General features: G+C 70.9%; 16 protein-coding genes and 1 riboswitch. Of the genes, 11 read left to right on the top strand and 5 right to left on the bottom strand.

All coding sequences use genetic code 11. The features are described from left to right. The first annotated feature begins 35 nt into the window (after positions 1-35). From ACLJOK_RS10595 to gcvP, 3 genes are all read left to right on the top strand, one after another. Positions 36-1,103, top strand: a complete 1,068-nt coding sequence (locus ACLJOK_RS10595) for a MerR family transcriptional regulator (protein WP_410817975.1) — start codon at positions 36-38, stop codon at positions 1,101-1,103. Positions 1,104-1,200: 97 nt separating this feature from the next. Next, positions 1,201-2,046, top strand: a complete 846-nt coding sequence (locus tag ACLJOK_RS10590) for an NAD-dependent protein deacetylase (protein WP_410817973.1) — start codon at positions 1,201-1,203, stop codon at positions 2,044-2,046. Between the two features lie 75 nt (positions 2,047-2,121). Beyond that, positions 2,122-2,220, top strand: a riboswitch (glycine riboswitch). Positions 2,221-2,293: 73 nt separating this feature from the next. Then, positions 2,294-5,116, top strand: a complete 2,823-nt coding sequence (gene gcvP / locus ACLJOK_RS10585) for an aminomethyl-transferring glycine dehydrogenase (protein ID WP_410817971.1) — start codon at positions 2,294-2,296, stop codon at positions 5,114-5,116. Between the two features lie 149 nt (positions 5,117-5,265). Here the strand turns inward: gcvP and ACLJOK_RS10580 are convergent, their stop codons facing one another. Beyond that, entirely contained in the window at positions 5,266-5,466 is a 201-nt protein-coding gene (locus tag ACLJOK_RS10580) for a DUF5999 family protein (protein ID WP_007460326.1), read from the bottom strand. A gap of 123 nt (positions 5,467-5,589) precedes the next feature. Between ACLJOK_RS10580 and ACLJOK_RS10575 the strand changes: the two genes are divergently transcribed. After that, positions 5,590-6,810, top strand: coding sequence for a chorismate-binding protein (locus tag ACLJOK_RS10575; RefSeq protein ID WP_410817969.1), 1,221 nt, complete (start codon positions 5,590-5,592; stop codon positions 6,808-6,810). A 32-nt stretch (positions 6,811-6,842) separates the two neighbouring features. Continuing rightward, positions 6,843-7,352: a peptide deformylase gene (locus tag ACLJOK_RS10570; RefSeq protein WP_410817967.1), complete on the top strand. Its 510-nt coding sequence runs from the start codon at positions 6,843-6,845 to the stop codon at positions 7,350-7,352. Here ACLJOK_RS10570 and ACLJOK_RS10565 read toward each other — a convergent pair. Continuing rightward, positions 7,349-8,119 carry a sulfite exporter TauE/SafE family protein gene (locus ACLJOK_RS10565; RefSeq protein ID WP_354942621.1) on the bottom strand — a complete coding sequence of 257 codons (771 nt, stop codon included), beginning with the start codon at positions 8,117-8,119 and terminating at the stop codon, positions 7,349-7,351. The genes ACLJOK_RS10570 and ACLJOK_RS10565 overlap by 4 nt on opposite strands. A gap of 183 nt (positions 8,120-8,302) precedes the next feature. Here ACLJOK_RS10565 and ACLJOK_RS10560 point away from each other — a divergent pair, with 183 nt between their 5' ends. The 4 genes from ACLJOK_RS10560 (at position 8,303) to ACLJOK_RS10545 (ending at position 13,080) form a co-directional block, all read left to right on the top strand. Further along, positions 8,303-9,082: an endonuclease/exonuclease/phosphatase family protein gene (locus ACLJOK_RS10560; protein WP_410817966.1), complete on the top strand. Its 780-nt coding sequence runs from the start codon at positions 8,303-8,305 to the stop codon at positions 9,080-9,082. A gap of 107 nt (positions 9,083-9,189) precedes the next feature. After that, positions 9,190-9,990, top strand: a complete 801-nt coding sequence (locus ACLJOK_RS10555) for an alpha/beta hydrolase (RefSeq protein ID WP_410817965.1) — start codon at positions 9,190-9,192, stop codon at positions 9,988-9,990. Positions 9,991-10,195: 205 nt separating this feature from the next. After that, positions 10,196-12,298: a M14 family zinc carboxypeptidase gene (locus tag ACLJOK_RS10550; RefSeq protein ID WP_410817964.1), complete on the top strand. Its 2,103-nt coding sequence runs from the start codon at positions 10,196-10,198 to the stop codon at positions 12,296-12,298. Between the two features lie 92 nt (positions 12,299-12,390). Further along, complete coding sequence (locus ACLJOK_RS10545) at positions 12,391-13,080, top strand: fasciclin domain-containing protein (RefSeq protein WP_410817962.1); 690 nt, start codon at positions 12,391-12,393, stop codon at positions 13,078-13,080. A 6-nt stretch (positions 13,081-13,086) separates the two neighbouring features. On the opposite strand, the gene ACLJOK_RS10540 is transcribed toward ACLJOK_RS10545, so the two are convergent. Then, positions 13,087-14,082, bottom strand: a complete 996-nt coding sequence (locus tag ACLJOK_RS10540; protein ID WP_410817960.1) for a tyrosine-type recombinase/integrase — start codon at positions 14,080-14,082, stop codon at positions 13,087-13,089. 119 nt (positions 14,083-14,201) lie between these two features. On the opposite strand from ACLJOK_RS10540, the gene ACLJOK_RS10535 reads away from it, so the two are divergent. Together ACLJOK_RS10535 and ACLJOK_RS10530 are read left to right on the top strand one after the other, a co-directional pair. Beyond that, entirely contained in the window at positions 14,202-14,759 is a 558-nt protein-coding gene (locus ACLJOK_RS10535; RefSeq protein WP_410817959.1) for a hypothetical protein, read from the top strand. A gap of 227 nt (positions 14,760-14,986) precedes the next feature. Next, the gene (locus ACLJOK_RS10530) at positions 14,987-18,253 is read left to right on the top strand and encodes an NACHT domain-containing protein (RefSeq protein ID WP_410819305.1); all 3,267 of its coding nucleotides are present in this window, start codon (positions 14,987-14,989) and stop codon (positions 18,251-18,253) included. 121 nt (positions 18,254-18,374) lie between these two features. Here the strand turns inward: ACLJOK_RS10530 and ACLJOK_RS10525 are convergent, their stop codons facing one another. Together ACLJOK_RS10525 and ACLJOK_RS10520 are read right to left on the bottom strand one after the other, a co-directional pair. Then, positions 18,375-19,100, bottom strand: a complete 726-nt coding sequence (locus ACLJOK_RS10525) for an alpha/beta fold hydrolase (RefSeq protein ID WP_410817957.1) — start codon at positions 19,098-19,100, stop codon at positions 18,375-18,377. Positions 19,101-19,277: 177 nt separating this feature from the next. Next, the gene (locus ACLJOK_RS10520) at positions 19,278-20,876 is read right to left on the bottom strand and encodes a beta-N-acetylhexosaminidase (protein WP_410817955.1); all 1,599 of its coding nucleotides are present in this window, start codon (positions 20,874-20,876) and stop codon (positions 19,278-19,280) included. Positions 20,877-20,905 lie beyond the last annotated feature (29 nt).

Here is a 20,905-nt window from a genome sequence, read left to right as displayed (position 1 = left end):
CCGGTCGCCGTGACCGGCGCGAGGAGGATGGCGACGTGGGGCTGATGACCATCGGGGCGTTCGCCCGGGCGGCGAGGCTGACGCCGAAGGCGTTGCGCCTGTACGACCAGGTGGGGCTTCTGGTGCCGGCCGCTGTCGATCCGGAGTCCGGTTATCGGCTCTACGACCCGGCTCAGGTGCCGGTGGCTCGGCTAGTCGCCCAGTTGCGGCGGCTCGGCATGCCGCTGGCGACGATCCGGGTGGTGTGTGGCCTGGAGCCCGCGGCGGCGGCTGAGGCGGTCACCGCGTACTGGCGGCAGGTCAGCGCCGACACCGCGGCGCGCGCCCGGCTCGCCACCCTCCTCGTGGATCACCTGTCTGAAGGGGGCGCCACCATGTCCGACCCGAATCCCACAGTTGCCGTCCGCTGCGCCGCCGGTTGTGACAGCGGGCTGGTGCGCGACAGCAACGAGGACACCGCGTACGCCAGCTTGCGGTTGCTGGCCGTGGCCGACGGTATGCGGGGGCCCGGCGGCGCGGCCGCCAGCGCCGCCGCCGTCGACGCCCTGAAGCCGTTGGCGCTCACCGACGTGCCGGCCGCCGACCTGCTGACGATGCTGGCCGGCGCGGTGAGTGACGCCGACCGCGCCGTGCACGGGTTGGCCACCGACACCGACCAGCCGGTCACCACGCTGACCGCGCTGCTGCTCAGCGGTTCCCGGCTGGCGCTGGTGCACGTCGGTGACACCCGGGCCTACCTGCTGCGCGGCGGTGAGCTGTCGCTGCTCACGCAGGATCACACCTGGGTGCAGGCCCAGGTCGATCAGGGCCGGCTCGACCGGGACCAGGCCGCGACGCATCCGCAGCGGGCGGTGCTGGTGCGCGCCCTCGGTGGCGGCCGGCAGGTCGAGGCGGATCTGGCGCTGCGGACCGCGCTGCCCGGTGACCGGTACCTGTTGTGCTCCGACGGGCTGTCCGCTGTCGTCGACCGGGCCGCCCTGGGGGTGACGTTGGCGGCGACGGACGATCCCGAGGACACGGTGCGGGAGCTGATCGACCTGGCGCGGGCGCAGGGGGCGCCGGACAACATCGCCTGCGTCGTCGCCGACGTCGTCGCGGTGTAGCCGTCGTCTGCGCCGCCGATGCCACTGCTCGTCGGGTGGGGCCGCCCACCCGACGCGGGGCTCGGCGTTAGCGGATCGGTTGAGGCAGCATGGAGAGGTGATAGAGAGCTTCGACGCGTTGACCTCGCTGGTGGCCGGTGGTGGGGTGGTGGTGCTCAGCGGCGCCGGCCTGTCCACCGAGTCGGGAATTCCGGACTACCGGGGGCCCAGCGGGGTGGCGCGGCGGCACACGCCGATGACCTACCAGGCGTTCACCCGCGATCCCCTGGCCCGGCGGCGTTACTGGGCGCGGAGCCACCTGGGCTGGCGGTTGATCGCGGGCGCGGCGCCCAACGCCGGGCACCGGGCGGTGGCCGGGCTGCAACACGCCGGGCTGGTCGACACGGTGATCACGCAGAACGTCGACGGTCTGCACGGTGCGGCCGGCAGCCCGTCGGTGATCGAGCTGCACGGCCGCCTCGACGAGGTGACCTGCCTGGACTGCGGCAACCTGACCTCCCGGGAGGAGCTGCACCGGCGGCTGCGCGAGGCCAACCCGGAGTTCGTGGCCCGCGTCGCCGCCGTCAACCCGGACGGTGATGTTGATCTCCCCGATGAGCAGGTGGCGGCGTTTCGGCCGGTGGACTGCGGGATCTGCGGCACCGGGATGCTGAAACCGGACGTGGTGTTCTTCGGTGAGACGGTGCCGCCGCAGCGGGTGACGCGGTGTTTCGCGGCCGTGGAGCAGGCCCGGTCGTTGCTGGTGCTCGGGTCGTCGTTGACGGTGATGTCGGGGCGCCGGTTCGTGATTCGGGCGGCGAAACGGGGCATCCCGGTCGCGATCGTCAACCAGGGGCCGACCCGCGGTGACAGCCACGCCACCGTGTGCGTCGACGCGCCGTTGGGTGCGCTGCTGCCCCAACTGGCCGCGCGGGTCGGCGCCGCGGCGCCGCTCACTGTGTGACAGCAGGGCCCTCGAGGCCCGGGGGGTAGGACATCCGCCGGAAACACCAACGCTGGTAGCGTTGAGCACGCCGGTAACACCCACGTGGGAGAGACCGCCCGACAGCACGCAGGGCGGCGCCGAAGGGGCAAATCCTCCCCGGAACCTCTCAGGCAAAAGGACCTCGTGGGCAGGCACTGTGGAGCGCCCCTTGTGGGTGCGACAGAGGGGGAGGCCGACACGTCGACCTCGCCCCGGGAGTGCCCCTATGACCGTAGAGCAGTTCGCCACCCGTCACATCGGTCCCGGCCCCGACGATGAGCGTCGGATGCTGGAGGTCGTCGGGCACGACTCGATCGACGAGCTGATGGACGCCGCGATCCCCGAGGTGATCCGCTGGCACGGCACCCTCGACCTGCCCGACCCGGCCACCGAGGCCGAGACGATCGCCGAGCTGCGGGCCCTCGCGGCGCGTAACACCGTCGCCGTCTCCATGATCGGGTTGGGGTACCACGGCACGCACACCCCGGCGGTGATCCGCCGCAACGTGCTGGAGGACCCGGCCTGGTACACGGCGTACACGCCGTACCAGCCGGAGATCAGCCAGGGCCGGCTGGAGGCACTGCTGAACTTCCAGACCATGGTCACCGACCTGACCGGCCTGGCCACCGCGAACGCCTCGATGCTCGACGAGGGCACCGCGGCGGCGGAGGCGATGACCCTGGCCAGGCGGGCCTCCAAGAGCAAGAGCGGCGTGTACGTCGTCGACGCCGACGCCCTGCCGCAGACCATCGCGGTGATCACCAGCCGGGCCGAGCCGCTCGGCATCGACGTGCGGGTCCTCGACGTGCAGCGCGACGAGTTGCCGGCGGAGTTCTTCGGTCTGCACCTTCAGTACCCGGGGGCCTCCGGGGCGGTGCGTGACCACGCCAGCCTCGTGGAGGCGGCGCACGCCGTCGGCGCCCTCGTCACCGTCGCGGCGGACCTGCTGGCGTTGACGCTGCTGCGTGCACCGGGGGAGATCGGCGCGGACATCGCCGCCGGCACCACCCAGCGTTTCGGCGTACCGATGGGCTTCGGTGGGCCGCACGCCGGTTACCTCGCGGTGCGCTCGGGCCTGGAGCGGATGCTGCCCGGACGCCTGGTCGGGGTGTCGCGCGACGCGGACGGCAACCCGGCCTACCGGTTGGCGTTGCAGACCCGTGAGCAGCACATCCGGCGGGAGAAGGCGACCAGCAACATCTGCACCGCGCAGGTGCTGCTCGCCGTGATGGCCGGCATGTACGCCGTCTACCACGGCCCGGACGGGCTGCGTGACATCGCGACGCGTACCCACCGGATGGCGGCGCGGCTCGCGGCCGGGTTGCGCGCCGGTGGGGTGGACGTCGCGGACGTCGCGTTCTTCGACACCGTCACCGCGACCGTGCCGGGCGCGGCGGACGAGGTGGTGGCCGCCGCCGCGGACCGTGGTGTCAACCTGCGGCTGGTCGACGCCGACCGGGTGGGGGTGTCCTGCGACGAGACCACCACCGACGCGCACCTGACGCAGGTGTGGGAGGCGTTCGGGGTGCCCGCGTTCGACGGCCACGTGGACGAAGCCCTGCCGGTCGACCTGGCGCGCGGCAGCGACTTCCTCACCCACCCGGTGTTCCGCAGCCACCACTCGGAGACGGCGATGCTGCGCTACCTGCGGCGGCTGTCGGACTTCGACTACGCCCTGGACCGGGGCATGATCCCGCTCGGGTCGTGCACGATGAAGCTGAACGCGACCACCGAGATGGAGCCGGTCAGCTGGGCGGAGTTCGCGAACATCCACCCGTTCGCGCCGGACGCGCAGACCGTCGGGTACCGGGAGATGATCGGTCAGCTGGAGTCGTGGCTGGCCGAGGTGACCGGCTACGACGCGGTGAGCGTGCAGCCCAACGCCGGTTCGCAGGGTGAACTGGCCGGGTTGCTGGCGATCCGCTCGTACCACGCGTCGCGCGGTGAGACGCACCGCGACGTGTGCCTGATCCCGTCGTCGGCGCACGGCACGAACGCGGCGTCGGCGGTGATGGCCGGCATGCGGGTCGTGGTGGTGGCCTGCGACGACGACGGCAACGTCGACCTCGTCGACCTGGACGCGAAGATCGACAAGCATCGCGACGCGCTCGCCGCGATCATGGTGACGTACCCGTCGACGCACGGCGTGTACGAGACGGGCATCGCGTCGCTGTGCGCGAAGGTCCACGACGCCGGCGGGCAGGTGTACGTCGACGGGGCGAACCTCAACGCCCTGGTCGGGTTCGCCAAGCCCGGCAAGTTCGGCGCGGACGTGTCGCACCTGAACCTGCACAAGACGTTCTGCATCCCGCACGGCGGCGGTGGCCCCGGGGTGGGCCCGGTGGCCGTCCGCGCGCACCTGGCGCCGTTCCTGCCCGGTGACCCGCTGGGCGCGCACGCGGACGCCACGCCGGCGATCTCGGCGGCGAAGTACGGGTCGGCGGGGATCCTGCCGATCCCGTGGGCGTACCTGCGGATGATGGGCGCCGAGGGGCTGACCCGGGCCACCGGTGTGGCGGTGCTCGCGGCGAACTACGTGGCGGCGCGGCTGCGGGGGCACTTCCCGGTGCTGTACGCCGGCAACAAGGGCCTGGTGGCGCACGAGTGCATCCTCGACCTGCGGCCGTTGACGAAGGCGACCGGGGTGAGCGTCGACGACGTGGCGAAGCGGCTGATCGACTACGGCTTCCACGCGCCCACGATGTCGTTCCCGGTGGCGGGGACGCTGATGGTGGAGCCGACCGAGAGCGAGGACCTGGCCGAGCTGGACCGGTTCTGCGACGCGATGATCGCGATCCGCGCGGAGATCGAGCAGGTGGGTTCCGGGGCGTGGCCGGCGGGAGACAACCCCCTGGCCAACGCGCCGCACACCGCGGCGATGGTCAGCGGCGACGAGTGGTCGCACGCCTACCCGCGCTCGGTGGGCGCGTACCCGGCCGGGGTGGACCGGGCCGGCAAGTACTGGCCGCCGGTGCGGCGCATCGACGGCGCGTACGGCGACCGGAACCTGGTCTGCTCGTGCCCGTCGCCGGAGGCGTTCGAGGACTGACAACGCCGCAGCCGGTCGAGACTGACGACGGCGCGCCGGGGCGGGCGGTACGGCCTGCCCCGGCAGCCGCTGCGACCTGGGCGGGGACGTCCCTTACCGGGGGACTAGCCTGGGTCGACGGCGGCGAAACGGTGACGCTGAGTGGTCGGTCAGGCCACGAGGGCGTGGCGGGCGGGGCCGCGGTGCGGTGCGATGCTGCTGCCGTCGGGAAGCAGCTCGCCGGTGTCCTCGAAGACGATGACACCGTTGCAGAGCAGGCTCCAGCCCTGCTCACGGAAGCAGGCAAGGACCCGCGCGGCTTCCCGGTCGGTGGCTTCAGCGGAGGGGCAGGTCGGTTGGTGCTGGCACATCGGGTTCTCCGGACTGTGGGGGCACTGTGTCATGGTTCACATGACCAGTGACGCACAGTACCAAGCGAAAGTGTCCAGCATCGAGCAGGTGCCCGCCTGGTGCACGGGAAATCCACTGAACGGATGAGGAAGGTTGGACCGTACGGCGTGGAAACGCTCCCAAGGGTGTGCACCGAGGACAGCGGCCCGGCCGCATTGGTCGATGCGCCTGGCGCGCCGGCCGCGTGCCGCGGTGCGCTGACCGAACGCGCCCGCCTGCACTGGTCTCGCGGCGACGGCGGCGACCCCGCGGCCCTCGCCGAGGAGTTCCTCGCCGCGCACGGCCTGCCCCTGCACGACCTGACCCGGCCCGCCACCGCCCCGCACGGCACCGGGGTCTGCGGCGCGGCGCTGTACCTGTCCGCCGGCGCCGGGGCGCTGCTGGCCGGCGCCGGCACCGGGGCGCCCGAACCCGCGCCGGTCCTGCCCGACCTCGCCGTCGTCGTCTACCAGCACGGCCCCACCCGGGTCGCCCGGCCCGGCGCAGGGCCGCCGTGGTGGCTCGGCGAGTGGGTCGAGAGCTGGACCCCCGGTGAGCACGCCGCCGCCGTCGACGCGGTCCGCGCCGCCATCGGCCGCGGCGACGTCTACCAGAGCAACATCGTCGGTCACGCCGCCGCCCCCTACACCGGCGACCCGTTGCCCGCCCTGAGCCGCCTCGGCGCGCTCCCCGGCGCCCGCTACGGCGGCGTCCTCACCGGCGACGGCTGGGCCATCGGCTGCGCCTCCCCGGAAACCCTCGTCGAGGTCACCGACGGTCAGGTGATCACCCGACCGATCAAGGGCACCCGCCCGGCCACCGCCACCGGCCGCGCCGAGCTGCTCGCCAGCGCGAAGGAACGCGCCGAACACATCATGATCGTCGACCTGGAACGCAACGACCTCGCCCGCATCGCCCGCACCGGCACCGTCACCGTCGACGAGCTGTTCGCCGTGCGCCGCTGGTGCGACCTGTGGCAGGCCGAGTCGACAGTCCGCGCCGCCGCCGCCGACGGCCTCGGCCTCGCCGACCTGCTGCGCGCCACCTGCCCCGGCGGCTCCGTCACCGGCGCCCCGAAACTCGCCGCCCTGACCCAGATCAGCGCCCTCGAACCGGTCGGCCGGGGCGCCAGCATGGGCGCGCTGGGCTGGGTCGCCCCCGGCCACGTCGACCTGGGCCTGACCATCCGCACCGCCGCCGCCGACGGCCAGCGGCTGCACACCTGGGCCGGCGGCGGCATCACCTGGGACAGCGACGCACGCGCCGAGGTCGCCGAGGCCGCCGCGAAGACCACCCCGATCCGCGCCACCCTGGCCGGGCGCTGACCGCAGCACCGGACGGCGATACGCTGAACCTCATGACCATGCGGCCCATCCGGATCATCGGCGACCCTGTCCTGCGCACCGGATGCGAACCGGTCACCACCTTCGACGCCGAACTGCGCGCCCTCGTCACCGACCTGATGGACACCCTGCTCGGTGCCCCCGGCCGCGCCGGCGTCGCCGCACCACAGATCGGCGTCAGCGCCCAGGTGTTCGTCTACGACGCCGACGGGCACTGCGGCCACCTCATCAACCCCACCCTGGAGCTGTCCGACGAGCTCCAGGACGACGAGGAGGGCTGCCTGTCCATCCCCGGGCTGTACTTCCCGACCGTGCGGGCCCTGCACGCCACCGCCCACGGCGTCGACCAGCACGGTGAGCCGTTGACGATCGCCGGCAGCGGGTTCCTGGCCCGGGCCCTGCAACACGAGACCGACCACCTGGGCGGGCGGCTCTACGTCGACACCCTGCGCGGCGACACCCGCCGCCGGGCGCTGCGCGAGATCCGCGCCGGGCGCTTCGACTCACCCAGCCGCCGCGGCTAGCTCACCCACTGGTCGTGGCCCAGCTTCGCGACCAACGCCACCACCACCACCAGCAACACCACCCGCACGAAGCCGGAGCCGCGGCGCAACGCCATCCGCGCTCCCAGCACCGCGCCGGCGATGTTGCACACCGCCATGCCCGCGCCCAGCAGCCACCACACGTGCCCGGTCACCCCGAACACCACCAGCGCGCCCAGGTTCGTCCCCGCGTTGACGACCTTCGCCATCGCCGAGCCGTGTACGAAGTCCGCGCCCACCAGGGCGGTGAACGCCAACACCAGGAACGTGCCGGTGCCCGGGCCGATCAACCCGTCGTACAGGGCGATACCCACCCCGGCCACCGCGATCACCGCCGCCACCCGCACCGGAGTGCGCTTCGCCGGCGCCGCCACCACCCCCATCCGGGGACGCAGCAGCACGAACACCGCCACGGACACCAGCACCACCAGCACAACCGGCCGGTACGCCGACGCCGGCACCGCCCCGGCCAGCGCCGCGCCGACGCCCGCGCTGAGCACCGCGAACCCCGCCGCCGGGCCCGCCACCCGCCAGTCGACAGTCGTCCTACGGGCGTACGTCGCCGCCGCCGTGGCCGTCCCGAAGATCGCGGCCAACTTGTTCGTGCCCAGCGCGGTGGCCACCGGCAACCCCGGGGCGGCCACCAGCAACGCCGGCAGCAGCAACAGACCACCACCACCGACCACGGCATCGACCCACCCGGCCATCGCGGCGGCGGCCAGCAGGGTACTCAGCGTCACGGCGTCCACGGGCGGCAATTCTCCCCACCCGACGCGCCTCACCGGCACCCGAGTGGCCAGCCTCACCCGGTCACCGACCCCGCGTACGCCGCAACCACACCCCCAACGCGCCGACCGCCACGAACACCAGCACCGAACACAGCAAGACCTTCACCACCCGGCAACCATGCCACGGGCACGTAAGGTGCAGGAGTGCGCCTGGCCACCTTCAACATGCTGCACGGACGGTCCCTCACCGACGGGCTCGTCGACTCCGACCGACTCGCCGCCGCCATCGGTGCCCTCGACGCCGACGTGCTCGCCCTGCAGGAGGTCGACCGCGACCAACGCCGCAGCGGCAACCTGGACCTCACCGCCATCGCCGCCCGCGCCCTCGACGCACCGCATCACCGCTTCGCCGCCGCCGTCGTCGGTACGCCCGGCGAACAGTTCCGCCCTCTGCGCCACGACGACGACGGCCACGGTGAACCCTGCTACGGCATCGGGCTGATCAGCCGATACCCCGTACGCAGCTGGCAGGTCACCCGACTCAAGCCGGCGCCGGTGCGCTCACCGGTCTACGTGCCCGGCCCTCGCGGCGGTCTCATCCTGCTGCACGACGAACCCCGCGTGGTCCTCGCCGCCGTCCTGGACACCCCGCACGGCCCGCTCACCGTCGCCGCGACCCACCTGTCCTTCGTGCCCGGCTGGAACGCCCGCCAACTACGTCAGACCGTCCGCGCCCTGCGCGCGCTACCGGGCCCCCGCGTCCTGCTCGGCGACCTCAACCTGCCCGCCGGCGCGGCCCGGCTCATCTCCGGGTGGCAACCCCTGGGCCGACGCCCCACCTACCCGTCCGGGCAGCCCCGCGTCCAACTCGACCACATCCTCGCCGACCGGCACGCCCTCGACCAGCTCCCACCCGTACGCGCGGTCACCGCGCCGGCGTCCACCATCTCCGACCACCGCCCCCTGCTGGTCGACCTCGGCTGAGCATCATCGCCCAACCGGCCGCATCGCGGCTCACGAATGTCTAGGGTGGGCTCGCCGGCACCACGCTGTCGCGCCATCGCCACCCCCGACACCGCAGGGAGCTGACCATGAGCGACACGCCGGACACGATCGTCCTCATCCACGGATTCTGGGTCACCCCCCGCAGCTGGGAACACTGGGTCACCCACTACCAGGACAGGGGCTTTCGGGTGCTCACGCCCACGTACCCGGGGCTGGAAGGCGAGGTCGAGGCGATCAACGCCGACCCCAGCCCGCTGGAGACGCTGACCGCGCCACAGATCATCGCGCACCTGTCCGCGGTGGTCGACGCACTGCCCACGCCACCCATCCTCATGGGCCACTCCGCCGGCGGGGCGTTCACCCAGGTGCTACTCGACCGCGGCTACGGCGCCTCGGCGGTCGTGCTCAACTCGGCACCCACCGAAGGCGTCAAGAACATCCCCTTCTCGCAGCTGCGCTCCACCTTCCCAGTGCTGCGCAACCCCGCCAACCGGCACCGCGCCGTCGGGTTCACCTTCGAGCAGTGGAACTACGCGTTCACCAACACCTTCGACGAGCAAACCGCCCGCGCCCTGTACGAGCGCTACGCCATCCCCGCCGCCGGCGGCATCCTCTGGGACAGCGTCCTGGCCAACCTGCTGCCCGGCCCCCAGGACATCGCGGTCAACTACCACAACGACCAGCGCGCGCCGCTGCTGTTCATCTCCGGCTCGGAGGACCACATCATGCCGCCCAGCGTGCAACGCGCCAACGCCGCGCACTACAAGGGCGACACCATCACCGAGGTCGAGCTCTTCGAGGGGTACGCGCACCTGCTGCCCGCCCAGCAGGGCTGGCAGCGCATCGCCGACGTCGCCCTCGACTGGGCCCTGCGCCACGCCCGCTGACCGCGCCGCCTGACGCCGCCCTCGGCTTCCTGAAGAAGCGGGGCATCACCGTGCCCCGGACACCGCGCCTACCTGACAGCCGACGATCAAGGGTCGGCGGGGGAGCGGACCACCGAGTCGCAAGATTCCCTCAAGATCATTGCATCGACGGACTTCGACGATCATGCTGGTCGACACGCGCCACGATCAACTCGTCGGAGGCCACATGAGACGCCAGCGACCCACCCTCATCGCCGTGTCCACCCTCATCGCCATCACCCTCACCACCGCAGCACCCACCCCCGCCAACGCCGCACCACCCGAGCAGGTCACCGCCCTCACCGCCCACCAGGCCGACGGATACACCACCCTCGCCTGGCAACCCGTCGACGGCGCCACCGATTACCAGATCGAACGAACCCCCGTCGACGCCGACAACACCCCCACCGGCGTACCCACCATCGTCGGCATCTGGCGACCCAACCGCCAGATCAACCAACACGCGCCCACCTTTGCCGACGCCGGCTACAACCCCGGCGACACCTTTCAATGGCGCGTACGTGCCCGTACCGGCACCACCGAACAGCCCTACTCCGACCCGGTCACCGCCACCACCACCGCGCCCTGGGGCAACCCCGCGACCCCCGGCGAGCAACTGCGCACCGGCTGGGAGACCACCCACGCCGCGCAGTACACCAGCGACACCGACGAGTACGCCTACACCGCCGCCATCGACGCCCTCAGCGACCGCGTCCGCGTCGTCGAACTCGGCCGCACCGTCCAGAACCGACCCATCAATATGATGGTCATCGGTCACCCCACCCCGGCGGCCACACCGGAAGCCGTCGCCGCCACCGCACCCGTGGCCATCAACTGCAACGTGCACGGCAACGAACCCGGCGACCGCGAGGCCTGCCTCATCATGGCCCGCCAACTCGCCTTCAGCACCGACCCCCGCATCACCGACCTGCTCAGCAACACCACCGTCCTGATCGTCCCCACCATCAACGGAGACGGCCGCGCCAACAACACCCGCGGCAACTCCACCGGCCAGGACCTCAACCGCGACTACTCGCTGATCCGCCAGCCGGAAACCACCGCGTACATCAGAATGGTCCGCGACTACCGACCCGTCGCCGGCTACGACGGCCACGAGTTCGGCAACTCCCGCGCCGGCGACCTACCGATGCTGCCCCCACGGCACCAGAACGTCGCCCAACCCATCTTCGACCAGTCCCAGGACATGATCGAAGGCCACATGTACGCCAAGGGCGCCGAAGCCGGCTGGTGGGCCTGCCCCTACGGCTGCGAAGGCGGCGGCAACGTCGGCCTCAGCGAGGAAACCATCCTGCGCAACACCCTCGGCCTCAAGAACGTCACCAACTCCCTGCTGGAACTACGCAGCTCCGGCGGGCAGACCCGCCCTGACGAGGGCAACACCGCCAACAACCGACGCCGCAAGACCTACTCCGCCCTGTGGACGTTCCAGCAGTTCCTCGACTACCACCGCGCCGACCGCGCCGACATCCTGACAGCCCGCAGCGACGCCATCGAATCCCAAGCCGCCAACACCGGCAGGCTGGTCTTCCGCGGTTCCCGCCCCATCCCCGCCCACCCGGCACCGCACCCCGGCGACAGCCCACCGCCGCTGGACGCGCCCCCCGCCGACCTGATCCTCGACAACGCGCCGTGCGCCTACAAACTCACCGACGCGCAGTACAACGGCGCCCGCACCGACGGACCCGGTGGCGTCGGCACCACCGTCGCCCAGCGCATCGCCGCCCACGGCTGGAAAGTCATCAAGACCGGCGACGGCTACTACGTACCCCTCAACCAGCCCGAACGCGGCCTGATCCCGCTGCTGCTCGACGCCAAGGGCGTGGAGAAGCTGACCGACGGCGAACGCGTCTATCCCACCCTCACCGGCCGCCGCAACGGACCCCTGACCGTCACCGGCTTCACCTGCGCCGACGACGCCACCATCAACGGCCCGGTCACCGTCCGGGCCGGCGCGGCACTCGTCACGACCGCAACGACCATCAGTGGACCAGTCAGCGCCACCCGCGCCGCCGGCGTCCTCCTCGCCGACACCACTGTCAACGGGCCTCTGCAGATCACCAGCACCACCGACGCGATCTCCATCATCGACGTCACGATCGCCGGCCCGGTCAACCTCTCCGGCAACACCACCGGCACCGACGCACCCGTGCTGGCCGGCACCACCATCCGCGGCCCGCTCAACTGCACCGGCAACAACCCCGCCCCAACCAACCTCGGCATCGCCAACACCGTGCACGGCCCGCGCACCACCCAGTGCGCGGCACTGTGACCGACAACTAGCGAGCCGTCACGCCGGCGGCGCGGGCCCGACACCCGCGCCGCCGGCACCTCACCAGCAACCCCGCACGCGTGGAGGCCGCCGTGTCGCACCCCGCCACCCCACCGCGACAACCCCGACGATCCCGCGGACCGCACGGCGCTCGGCGCGTCCGACGGACGCTCGGCCTGCTCCTGCCGACCCTGCTGCTGGCCGCCTGCACCGCCAGCCCCGCAGCTCCCCGCACGAACGCCGCAGCGGCGGCCACCGCACCCCAGGTCACCGGGCCACTCTGTGCCGCCCTGCCCACCGGCACCGAACCCGGCAACCCGAGCTTCCTCGCCGGCCAACCCGTCGACCAGGCGCTGCGCTGGATCCCCACCCTCACCACGTTCGAAGCGGCACTGCGCACCAGCGGCGTCCTCACCGACCTGCCCGCCGGCACCGGCGTCACCCTCCTGGCGCCCTCCGACGACGCCTTCGCCGCCACGTTCTCCGAGGACAACTGGGACGACCTCATGACCCACCACGCCGACCAGCTCCGTACCCTGCTGAAAGCCCACCTCATCACCGGAGCCCACCCGATCGCCGACCTCGCCGCCGCCGGCACCGCCACCACCCTCGACGGTGTCACCGTCACCGTCACCCGCACCGGGCCCACCGCCCGCCTCGGCGACCGCGCCGACACGGTCTGCGCCGACTACCAGGCCACCAACGCCCGCATCCACATCATCAACGCCGTCCTCGGCCCCCTGCCCGTCACCGCAGACAGCACCGGCCACCGCGCACACTGACCACGCTCACCGGGGCGGCACCAGACCCGCCAGCGCGCGGTTGGTCCTGTTGGCGCGGACCGCGTCGCGCTGCTGCCCGGCCGTCACCTCGATGTACGTCTGCGACGACGCCAACGACGCGTGCCCCAACAACCGCATGATCTCCGCCGCGCTCGCACCGTCCTCCGCCAACCGGGTCGCGAAGGTGTGCCGCAGCGCGTGCAGCCGCGCACCCCGCGGCACCCGGTCGCCGATGCCGGCCCGCCGGTAACACGACTCGACCAGATACTGGAGGCCACCACGGCGCAACGGCTCACCCCGCCGATCCACCAGAAACGGGGAATCGGGGCGTACCGACCGCGAACCGAAGCGCCGCACCCGACTGTCCAGGTAGTCCCGCAGCACCCGGTCCAGATCCGCCTCGATCGGCACCACCCGAGGCCGCCCGCCCTTGCCCGCCACCTCGACGCGCCGCTCACCGGGCCGGCCGCCGAGCGAGTCGACGCGCAACGCCAGCAGCTCCGACAGGCGCAGCCCGGCGCAGAGCGCCACCGCCAACACCGCGACGTCCCGTTCCGGCCACGGGTCACGTTGCCGACCGTCGTCGCGCGCGGCGGACGCGAGCAGCACCTCGGGGGTGTCCGCGCCGCGCAGCGGCTTCGGCTGGGGGAGTAGCGCCCGAGGCCGCCCGACGGCCGGCATCGGGTTGCCCGCCACGAACCCGTCAGCGACCAGGAACGTGAAGAAGGTGTTCCAGGTGGACCAGGCCCGGTGCACCGACGCGGGCGCCCGGGGGGCGGCGAACCGGGCGAAGGCCGCGCGCATCACCCGGGGGGAGAGGTCGGTGATCGACAGTGCGTCCAGGGGTAGGGGAGGGGTGGCATCGTCCGCGACCAGAGCCGCGACCGTGTGCAGATCTCTGCGGTACGCGGCCAGGGTGTGCGGGGAGGGCTTGCGGGTGGCCCGCGCGGTCAGGAACTCCTCGATCAGCACCGCGAGCGATTCGTCCTGTTTGTCATGCATAAGGGATATTATGCAGCATTTTCGCGTATCCGGGAAGCGGTGGACAAGGGGGAGAGGGCCCATCCCGGACCGCCGCGCGTACGGCTGGAGCCGATCGAGAAGCACGTATCGTGCGCGGCATGGACGTCAGCAAGGACGGGCGCACCTGGCGGATCGGCACGGCCGGCGACGTCGGTTGGCTCGCCGGGCGCACCACGCAGGGTTTCTCGGTCACCACGGCGATCCCGCCGGTGTTCGAGGCGTACGGCACCTTCCACCCGCCCGCCGGGGTCGGCTTCGACACCCACGAACGTGCGGTGATCGACGAGTTGGTGTCGTGCACGCCGGATCAGCCCTGGTGGCTGGGCTTTCTCGACACCGGCGCCCACGACGTCGTCTTCCCGTACGCCCCGAGAGTGTCCCTCTACTGGGACTGGCCCTACGTGTTGGTCGAGGCCGGGCCGGAACAGGCCCTCGCCTGGCGCGTCGGTCACATGCGCGATGGCGACGGGGCGCTGCCTGACCTGTTCTTTCCGGCGGATCGCTCCTGGCTCGTCTCGGCCCTGTGGGACGACACCTGGACCGACATCGGCGCCAGCGTCGCCGTACTGACGGCTCTGCGACGCAACCCGCTGGTCAATGCGCGCCTCGTCGGGCCGGACGAGGACGCGTGTCCGCCGGGCCTGACGCGCGACTGATCCCTGTCGGGAGGCGGCGAGGGGACCCCCGGAAGGCGCTACTTTACATAATGTTCATTATCGAATGTAGTCAGAACACCGACTGGACATGGGACAGCCACGAATCCCACCCGCGACGTAACTTGATCGGTGGTCGCTGTTCGACACCTGGAGGAGGCGTTCCGTCAGCTACCAGCATGCGCACCAGTCAGATCTCGCAGGAGACCAGGAGGAGACGCGGCGTGGGGATGGTCGAGACGGCGTTGCTGCGCCTGGCGGGCTCGGTGGTGACACCGGCGGTGAAACGGTGGTTGGGACGCCGCCGGGAACAACGAGAACGTGAAACGCCGCTCATCGAGCTGATTGGCTCGGGGATCGCCGATGACCTCGGCTTGCGCCGGGCGGGCCGGCGGTTGGACGACATCGTCGATACCGTCTACGAACGCTTGCAGCCGTTAGTCCGCCGTGGTGAGCAGGCGCTGCCCGACAACGAGGTCGCCGCCGCCCTGAACGCGGTGGCCGACACGCTGCGGGAGGCAGATCTGTCCGATGCTGCGGTGTTCGCCGACAATGTCGACCCCGCGCTGATGGCCACCCGACTGCGTCGCCAACTACCCGACGTTCCCGAGCGGGCAGGGCTGAGCGAGACGGCCGCTCATCTGTACGGCGGAGTCCTCGACGAGTGCTGCACCTGCCTGACCCAGCTGGTCGTGCAACTCCCCCCGTTCCAGGGGCGCGCCACCGTACAGACCTTGGAACGGCTGTCCACGGTGGCCGACAGCCTCACCCAGGTTCTGGCACGGCTACCGGTGACCAGCCTGGACGCCCCTAGCGGGACCAGTCACGACGCCCAGTTCCGAGGCCGGTACCTGTCCCACCTGCTCACCGTGCTGGACCATTTGGAATTGTTCGGCGTTGACGTGCACCGCTACCGGCTGCGAACTCCGCTGAGCATCGCGTACATCAGCCTCGCCGTCACCGGCGGCAACACCCGCAGCCTGCGACGCGGTAGATCCCGCTGGGATCCCGGCCTGCTGCGTGCGGACAGCGGTGGTGACAGCGCTTCGGTGCGGACCGAGCAGGCCCTTGGCGACGCCGCGCGGGTTTTGCTCCGTGGTGACGCCGGCTCCGGCAAGACCACTCTGATGCAATGGATCGCGGTCACCGCGGCCCGGCAGGGTTTCACCGGAGAACTCGCCACCTGGAATGGGCGCACCCCGTTCCTGATCCGGCTGCGTGACCACGTCACCCAGCCGTTGCCTCCCCCGGAACGTTTCCTCGACCTGATCGCCGCCACGATCGCCGGGCTGATGCCGCCCGGCTGGGTGCACCGCCAACTCGGCACCGGGGCGATCCTGTGCGTCGATGGCGTTGACGAGGTACCCGAAGCCCAACGGAGGACGGTCCGCGACTGGCTGGACGGCCTGCTGGCCGCCTACCCCGACCTACGGGTCGTGGTCACCTCCCGGCCGGCCGCCGCGTCCGTCCGCTGGCTGGACACCGAAGGGTTCACCTCGGTGTTCCTGGAGCGGATGGGACCGGCCGACGTCAAGGCGTTGATCCGGCACTGGCACGAAGCCGTCCGTCGTGCCGCCGACCTGCCCTGCGAACCCCATCTGTTGCCCGGCTACGAACAACGGCTGCTGGCCCAACTCGACGGCAGCGCCCACCTGCAGAACCTCGCAGGAAGCCCGCTGCTCTGCGCGATGCTGTGCGCGCTGAACCTGGACCGTGACAGCAACCTGCCCCGCAACCGGATGGACATCTACCAGGCCGCCATCGACATGCTGCTGCACCGCCGCGACTCCCAACGTGGCGTCCCCACCGAACTGCCGGAGCTGACCAGCCGCGACCAAGCCCAACTCCTTCAAGAAGTCGCCTGGTGGATGACCCAGAACAGCCGCACCGAACTCACCCGCGCCGAAGCGACACAGCGCTTCGACCATCGGCTGGCCGGGATCCGGCACATCACCGCTCCCGTTGCCGCCGTCCTCGAGCACATGATCCAACGCAGCGGCGTGCTGCGTGAGCCGGTGCCCGACCGCATCGACTTCGTCCACCGCACGTTCCAGGAGTACCTGGCTGCCCGTGAGGCCGCCGACCAAGGACACACCGGCGCCCTTCTCGAGCACGCCCATCTCGATACCTGGCGCGAGACCATCATCCTGGCCGCCGGTCATGCCAACGCCCCTGTCCGCATGCAACTCCTGAGCGGCCTGCTCACACTTGCCGGTGAGCGTCCGAAACAGGCCCGGAGGCTGCGGCTACTCGCCGCGGCATGCCTGGAAACCGCGCCTGCGGTCGAGCCGGAGATACTTATCCGGATCCGCGCACATTTGCGCGAGCTGCTGCCGCGATCCGTTGCCGAAGCCCGGTCTCTGGCCGCTGTCGGAGAACCACTGCTCGCAGAGCTGCCCGCCGATCTCAGCACGTTAAGTGAGGCCCAGGCCGCAGCCACCATCCGGGCCGTCGCTCTGGTGAACGGGCCCGACGCCCTTGCCACCCTTGCCCGCTACGGCACCGACCCCCGCCCTCGCGTCCAGCACCAGCTCATCACGGCGTGGGAGTACTTCGACCCCACCGACTATGCCGACCGAGTTCTCGCTGACGCACCTCTTGACGGTGGCGAGGCGACGATCCGTCACGCAGCCCTCCTCCCCGCGCTGCCCCGGCTGCGTCATCTCGCCAAGACGATCATCCGCAGCGACCAGAAGGTGGACCTGGCTCAACTGACGGACGTGCCGCACCTGACCGAGGTTCATCTCACCCCACATGGGTTCGATGGCGCCCTGGAGCATCTGGTCAAGCATCTCGACCTGCGCACCATCGAGCTGGACGTCAACGAGCAACGGTTGAACCTCTCAACACTGCAAGCGCTGCCCGAACTTGCCGACCTGACCTTGTGGGGCCTTGCCCCCGACCAGGATCTCACCGCCCTCGCCCAGATGACGCAGCTAGAAGAGCTCACCCTAAGCGGAGTGCAGGTTCGCGGAGATCTCCTGGCTGACCTCGCCGCACTGACATACCTGAATATTAGTCCTGGCCCAGCCTGGGATCCGGCGATGCTCGATCCTCTACAGAACCTGACAGAGCTGGCCCTGTACACCCGGGAGGCGCCTTCCGGGGGAATCCCTGAGCTGGCTAATCGACTCCGTCAACTGAACAAGGTCACATACCTGTTGCTGAGCACCTGCACATGGCTGACGGACCTGACCGCGCTCGCCTCGATCGAGACCTTGACCGAGCTCGGGATCGATCTGACACCCGTCACGGACCTGAGTCCCTTGGCCGGGCTTCCCCGCCTTGACAGGCTAACCATCGGCAACAGGGAACAGTTGATTGACCTCACTCCGCTCGCCAGCCTGGCCGAGCTGAAGGATCTCAGGATCAGCGACTCGGTGCCGGGACTCGACCTGACACCACTGCACGGAAAACATATGACGGTGCACCTTGCGCGACACGTTCAGCTCGCCGACATCCCACGCCCGGACCGGGTACGCATCAGACGCTTCTGACCGCACCACGTCTCCGATGCCTGTCACGCTGCTGACTTGATCATTAAGGGGGCGACGTACCACGAGGTCCCTGGGCGTCCTGACCTACCGTTAGCTGGGCCTTCTCCCCCACTGGCACCTCTCAGTCGCGCGTGCGGTGCAGCCAGTCCTGAGTGAGTGATCGCAGCAGGGTGGGTTGTTCGTACGGCAGGTAGTGCCCGGCTGCGTCGATCACGGTGTAGGTGCCGCGCGGGTAGTGGCGCATGGCGCGGAACTGGTCGGCGTACCCGACGATTCGGTCCTGTCGGCCGGTGATCACGCTGACCGGGCCGTCGAAGATGACCTCGGTGGTCTCGTCGGGTAGCGCGTAGCCGGGGCCGCTCTGCAAGTCCTGCTGGAATGTCGGGTCGCCGGGGCCACCGGAGTTCAGTGCGGCGAGCACCGTCGCGACGACGGCTGGGGTGCGGTGGCCCAGGGCGGCGTCGAGGTGTGCGTGCAGGGCGGTGGGGGCGGCGTCGAGCCAGCCGGTGGGCGCTTCGAGCGGTGGTTCGTCGGGCAGGTCCCGGCTGTGTCGGGCGATGGTGACGCCGGGACAGATGAGGAGCAGGCCGCGGACGAGGTCGGGTCGTTGGCGTGCGATGCCGGCGGCCAGGTACGCGCCGTAGGAGCCGCCGGCGAGCAGAACTGGCGCGTCGAGGTGGTGGTCGAGCCAGGCGCAGACGGTGTCCAGCACCGCCTGGGAGGTGGGTGGGCAGTTCACGGGGGTGTCTCCGTGACCGGGCAGGTCCAGGTAGATCTCCCGCAGGCCGGTGCCCGCGAGGGCGGGGCTGAGGGCGGCGGCCGTGGCGGCGCGGCTCATGCGGAACATGGGTAGGCACACCACCGCCGCTCCGGTTTCCGCTGAGTGGTCGTAGGCCAGATTCATGGAGGAGGTCCTAGCTGAAGATGGGTCGGGTGTGCTCCAACATCTCATGACCGGCGAGGTTGGGCGTGGGCACCGGCCGGTCGGCCGGTGCCCACGAACAGCGGGTGCCCGGGGTACGGGTCAGATCCAGGGCACCTGCGGGGACGGGTGGAAGTTGACCTGTTGCAGTCGCCAGCGGGGTGCCTGCTCCCCCAGTCGGGTTCGGAACGATTCCCAGTCGTGGCTGGCGGAGGTGGACCAGCCGAGTTCGGCGATCGCGGGTAGGCGGGGGAAGGCCATGTATTCGATGTCGTCCAGGGTGCGCAGCGTTTCGGACCACAGTGGGGCTTCGACGCCGAGGATGGCGTTCTCGCCGACGCCGGTGACGCGGGTGGCGGGGTCCCAGCCGTAGGCGTCGGACACCTCGATCAGGCCGGCCCAGCGCAGGCCGAGGCGGGTGTTGGCGTCGTATTTCATGTCGAGGTAGGACTTGTTCGCCGGCGACATGATGATCTTGTTGCCGCGCGCGGCGGCCGCGGCGAGGCTGGCGTTGGTGGTGCCGGTTCCCCAGAACTGGGCGACCACGTCGGTGGACAGGTCGGCCTGGGTGATCTCGTTCCATCCGGAGGCGCGCTTGCCGTACTTCGCGACCAGGGGCAGGACCCGGTTCATGAAGGTGCGGTAGTCCTCGTCGGTGGTCGCGTGGGCTTCGTCGCCGCCGATGTGCAGGAATGGTCCGGGGGTGATGGCGGCTAGTTCGCGGATGACGTCCTCGACGAAGCGGTAGGTGAGCTCGTCGTTGATGCAGAGGGAGCTGTACCCGACCGCCATGTCGGTGCGCGGTGCCGGTGCGACGCCGTCGCAGTTGAGTTCGGGGTACGTCGACTGGGCGGCGTTGGTGTGACCGGGCATGTCGATCTCGGGGATGATCGTGATGTGTCGTGCGGCGGCGTAGGCGACGACGGCCTTGTAGTCGGCCTTGGTGAGGTATCCGGGGCCGACGCCGTCGACTCCGGTGCCGGGTCCGCCGCCGACGGTGGTGAGGCGGGGCCAGGAGTCGATCTGGATGCGCCAGCCCTGGTCGTCGGTCAGGTGCAGGTGCAGGTAGTTGATCTTGTACTGGCTGAGCAGGTCCACGTAGGCGGTGATGTCGTCGACGGTGTGGAAGTGGCGGGCGAGGTCGAGCATCGCGCCGCGGTAGGCGAAGCGTGGGTAGTCGACGATTCGTCCGCCGGGGACTGTCCAGGTGGTCCGCTGCCGGTCGGGGGCCTCGATCTCGGCGGGGAGCAGTTGGCGCAGGGTCTGGGTGCCGGCGAACAGCCCGGCGGGGGTGTTGGCGCGGATCGTGACGCCGCGGCGGGTGACGTCGAGTTGGTAGCCCTGTTGGCCGATGCGGTCGTCGGCGCCCCCGATGAGCAGGGCGATCTCGGGTAGCGGGGTGGAGCGGACGGGCAGGACGGGCAGGGGGTGGCCGGTGGCGGGTCGCAGTGTGGTGGCGAGTTGGTGGCCGATGCGCCAGGCGGCGGCCGAGCCGGGGGTGGTGCGGATGACGGTCAGGGGGGTGATCCGGAAGGTGCTGTGCGCGTCGGGGTGGGTTTCGACCGGTGCGGGGATGACGTCGCTGAGGTGCCGGGCTGGTGCGGTGGGTGCCGCGGCGGTGGCGGGCGTGGCGGGCAGGATGATGGGTAGCGCGAGTGCGGCTATGGCCAGCAGCCGTGTGGTGGTGTTTCGGCGACGCACGGTACCTCCAGGCCTCGTCGTGATCGACC

The organism is Micromonospora sp. 050-3 (genome assembly GCF_046549335.1).
GTDB lineage: Bacteria > Actinomycetota > Actinomycetes > Mycobacteriales > Micromonosporaceae > Micromonospora > Micromonospora trifolii.
This window is presented reverse-complemented; position numbering and strand designations above follow the sequence as displayed.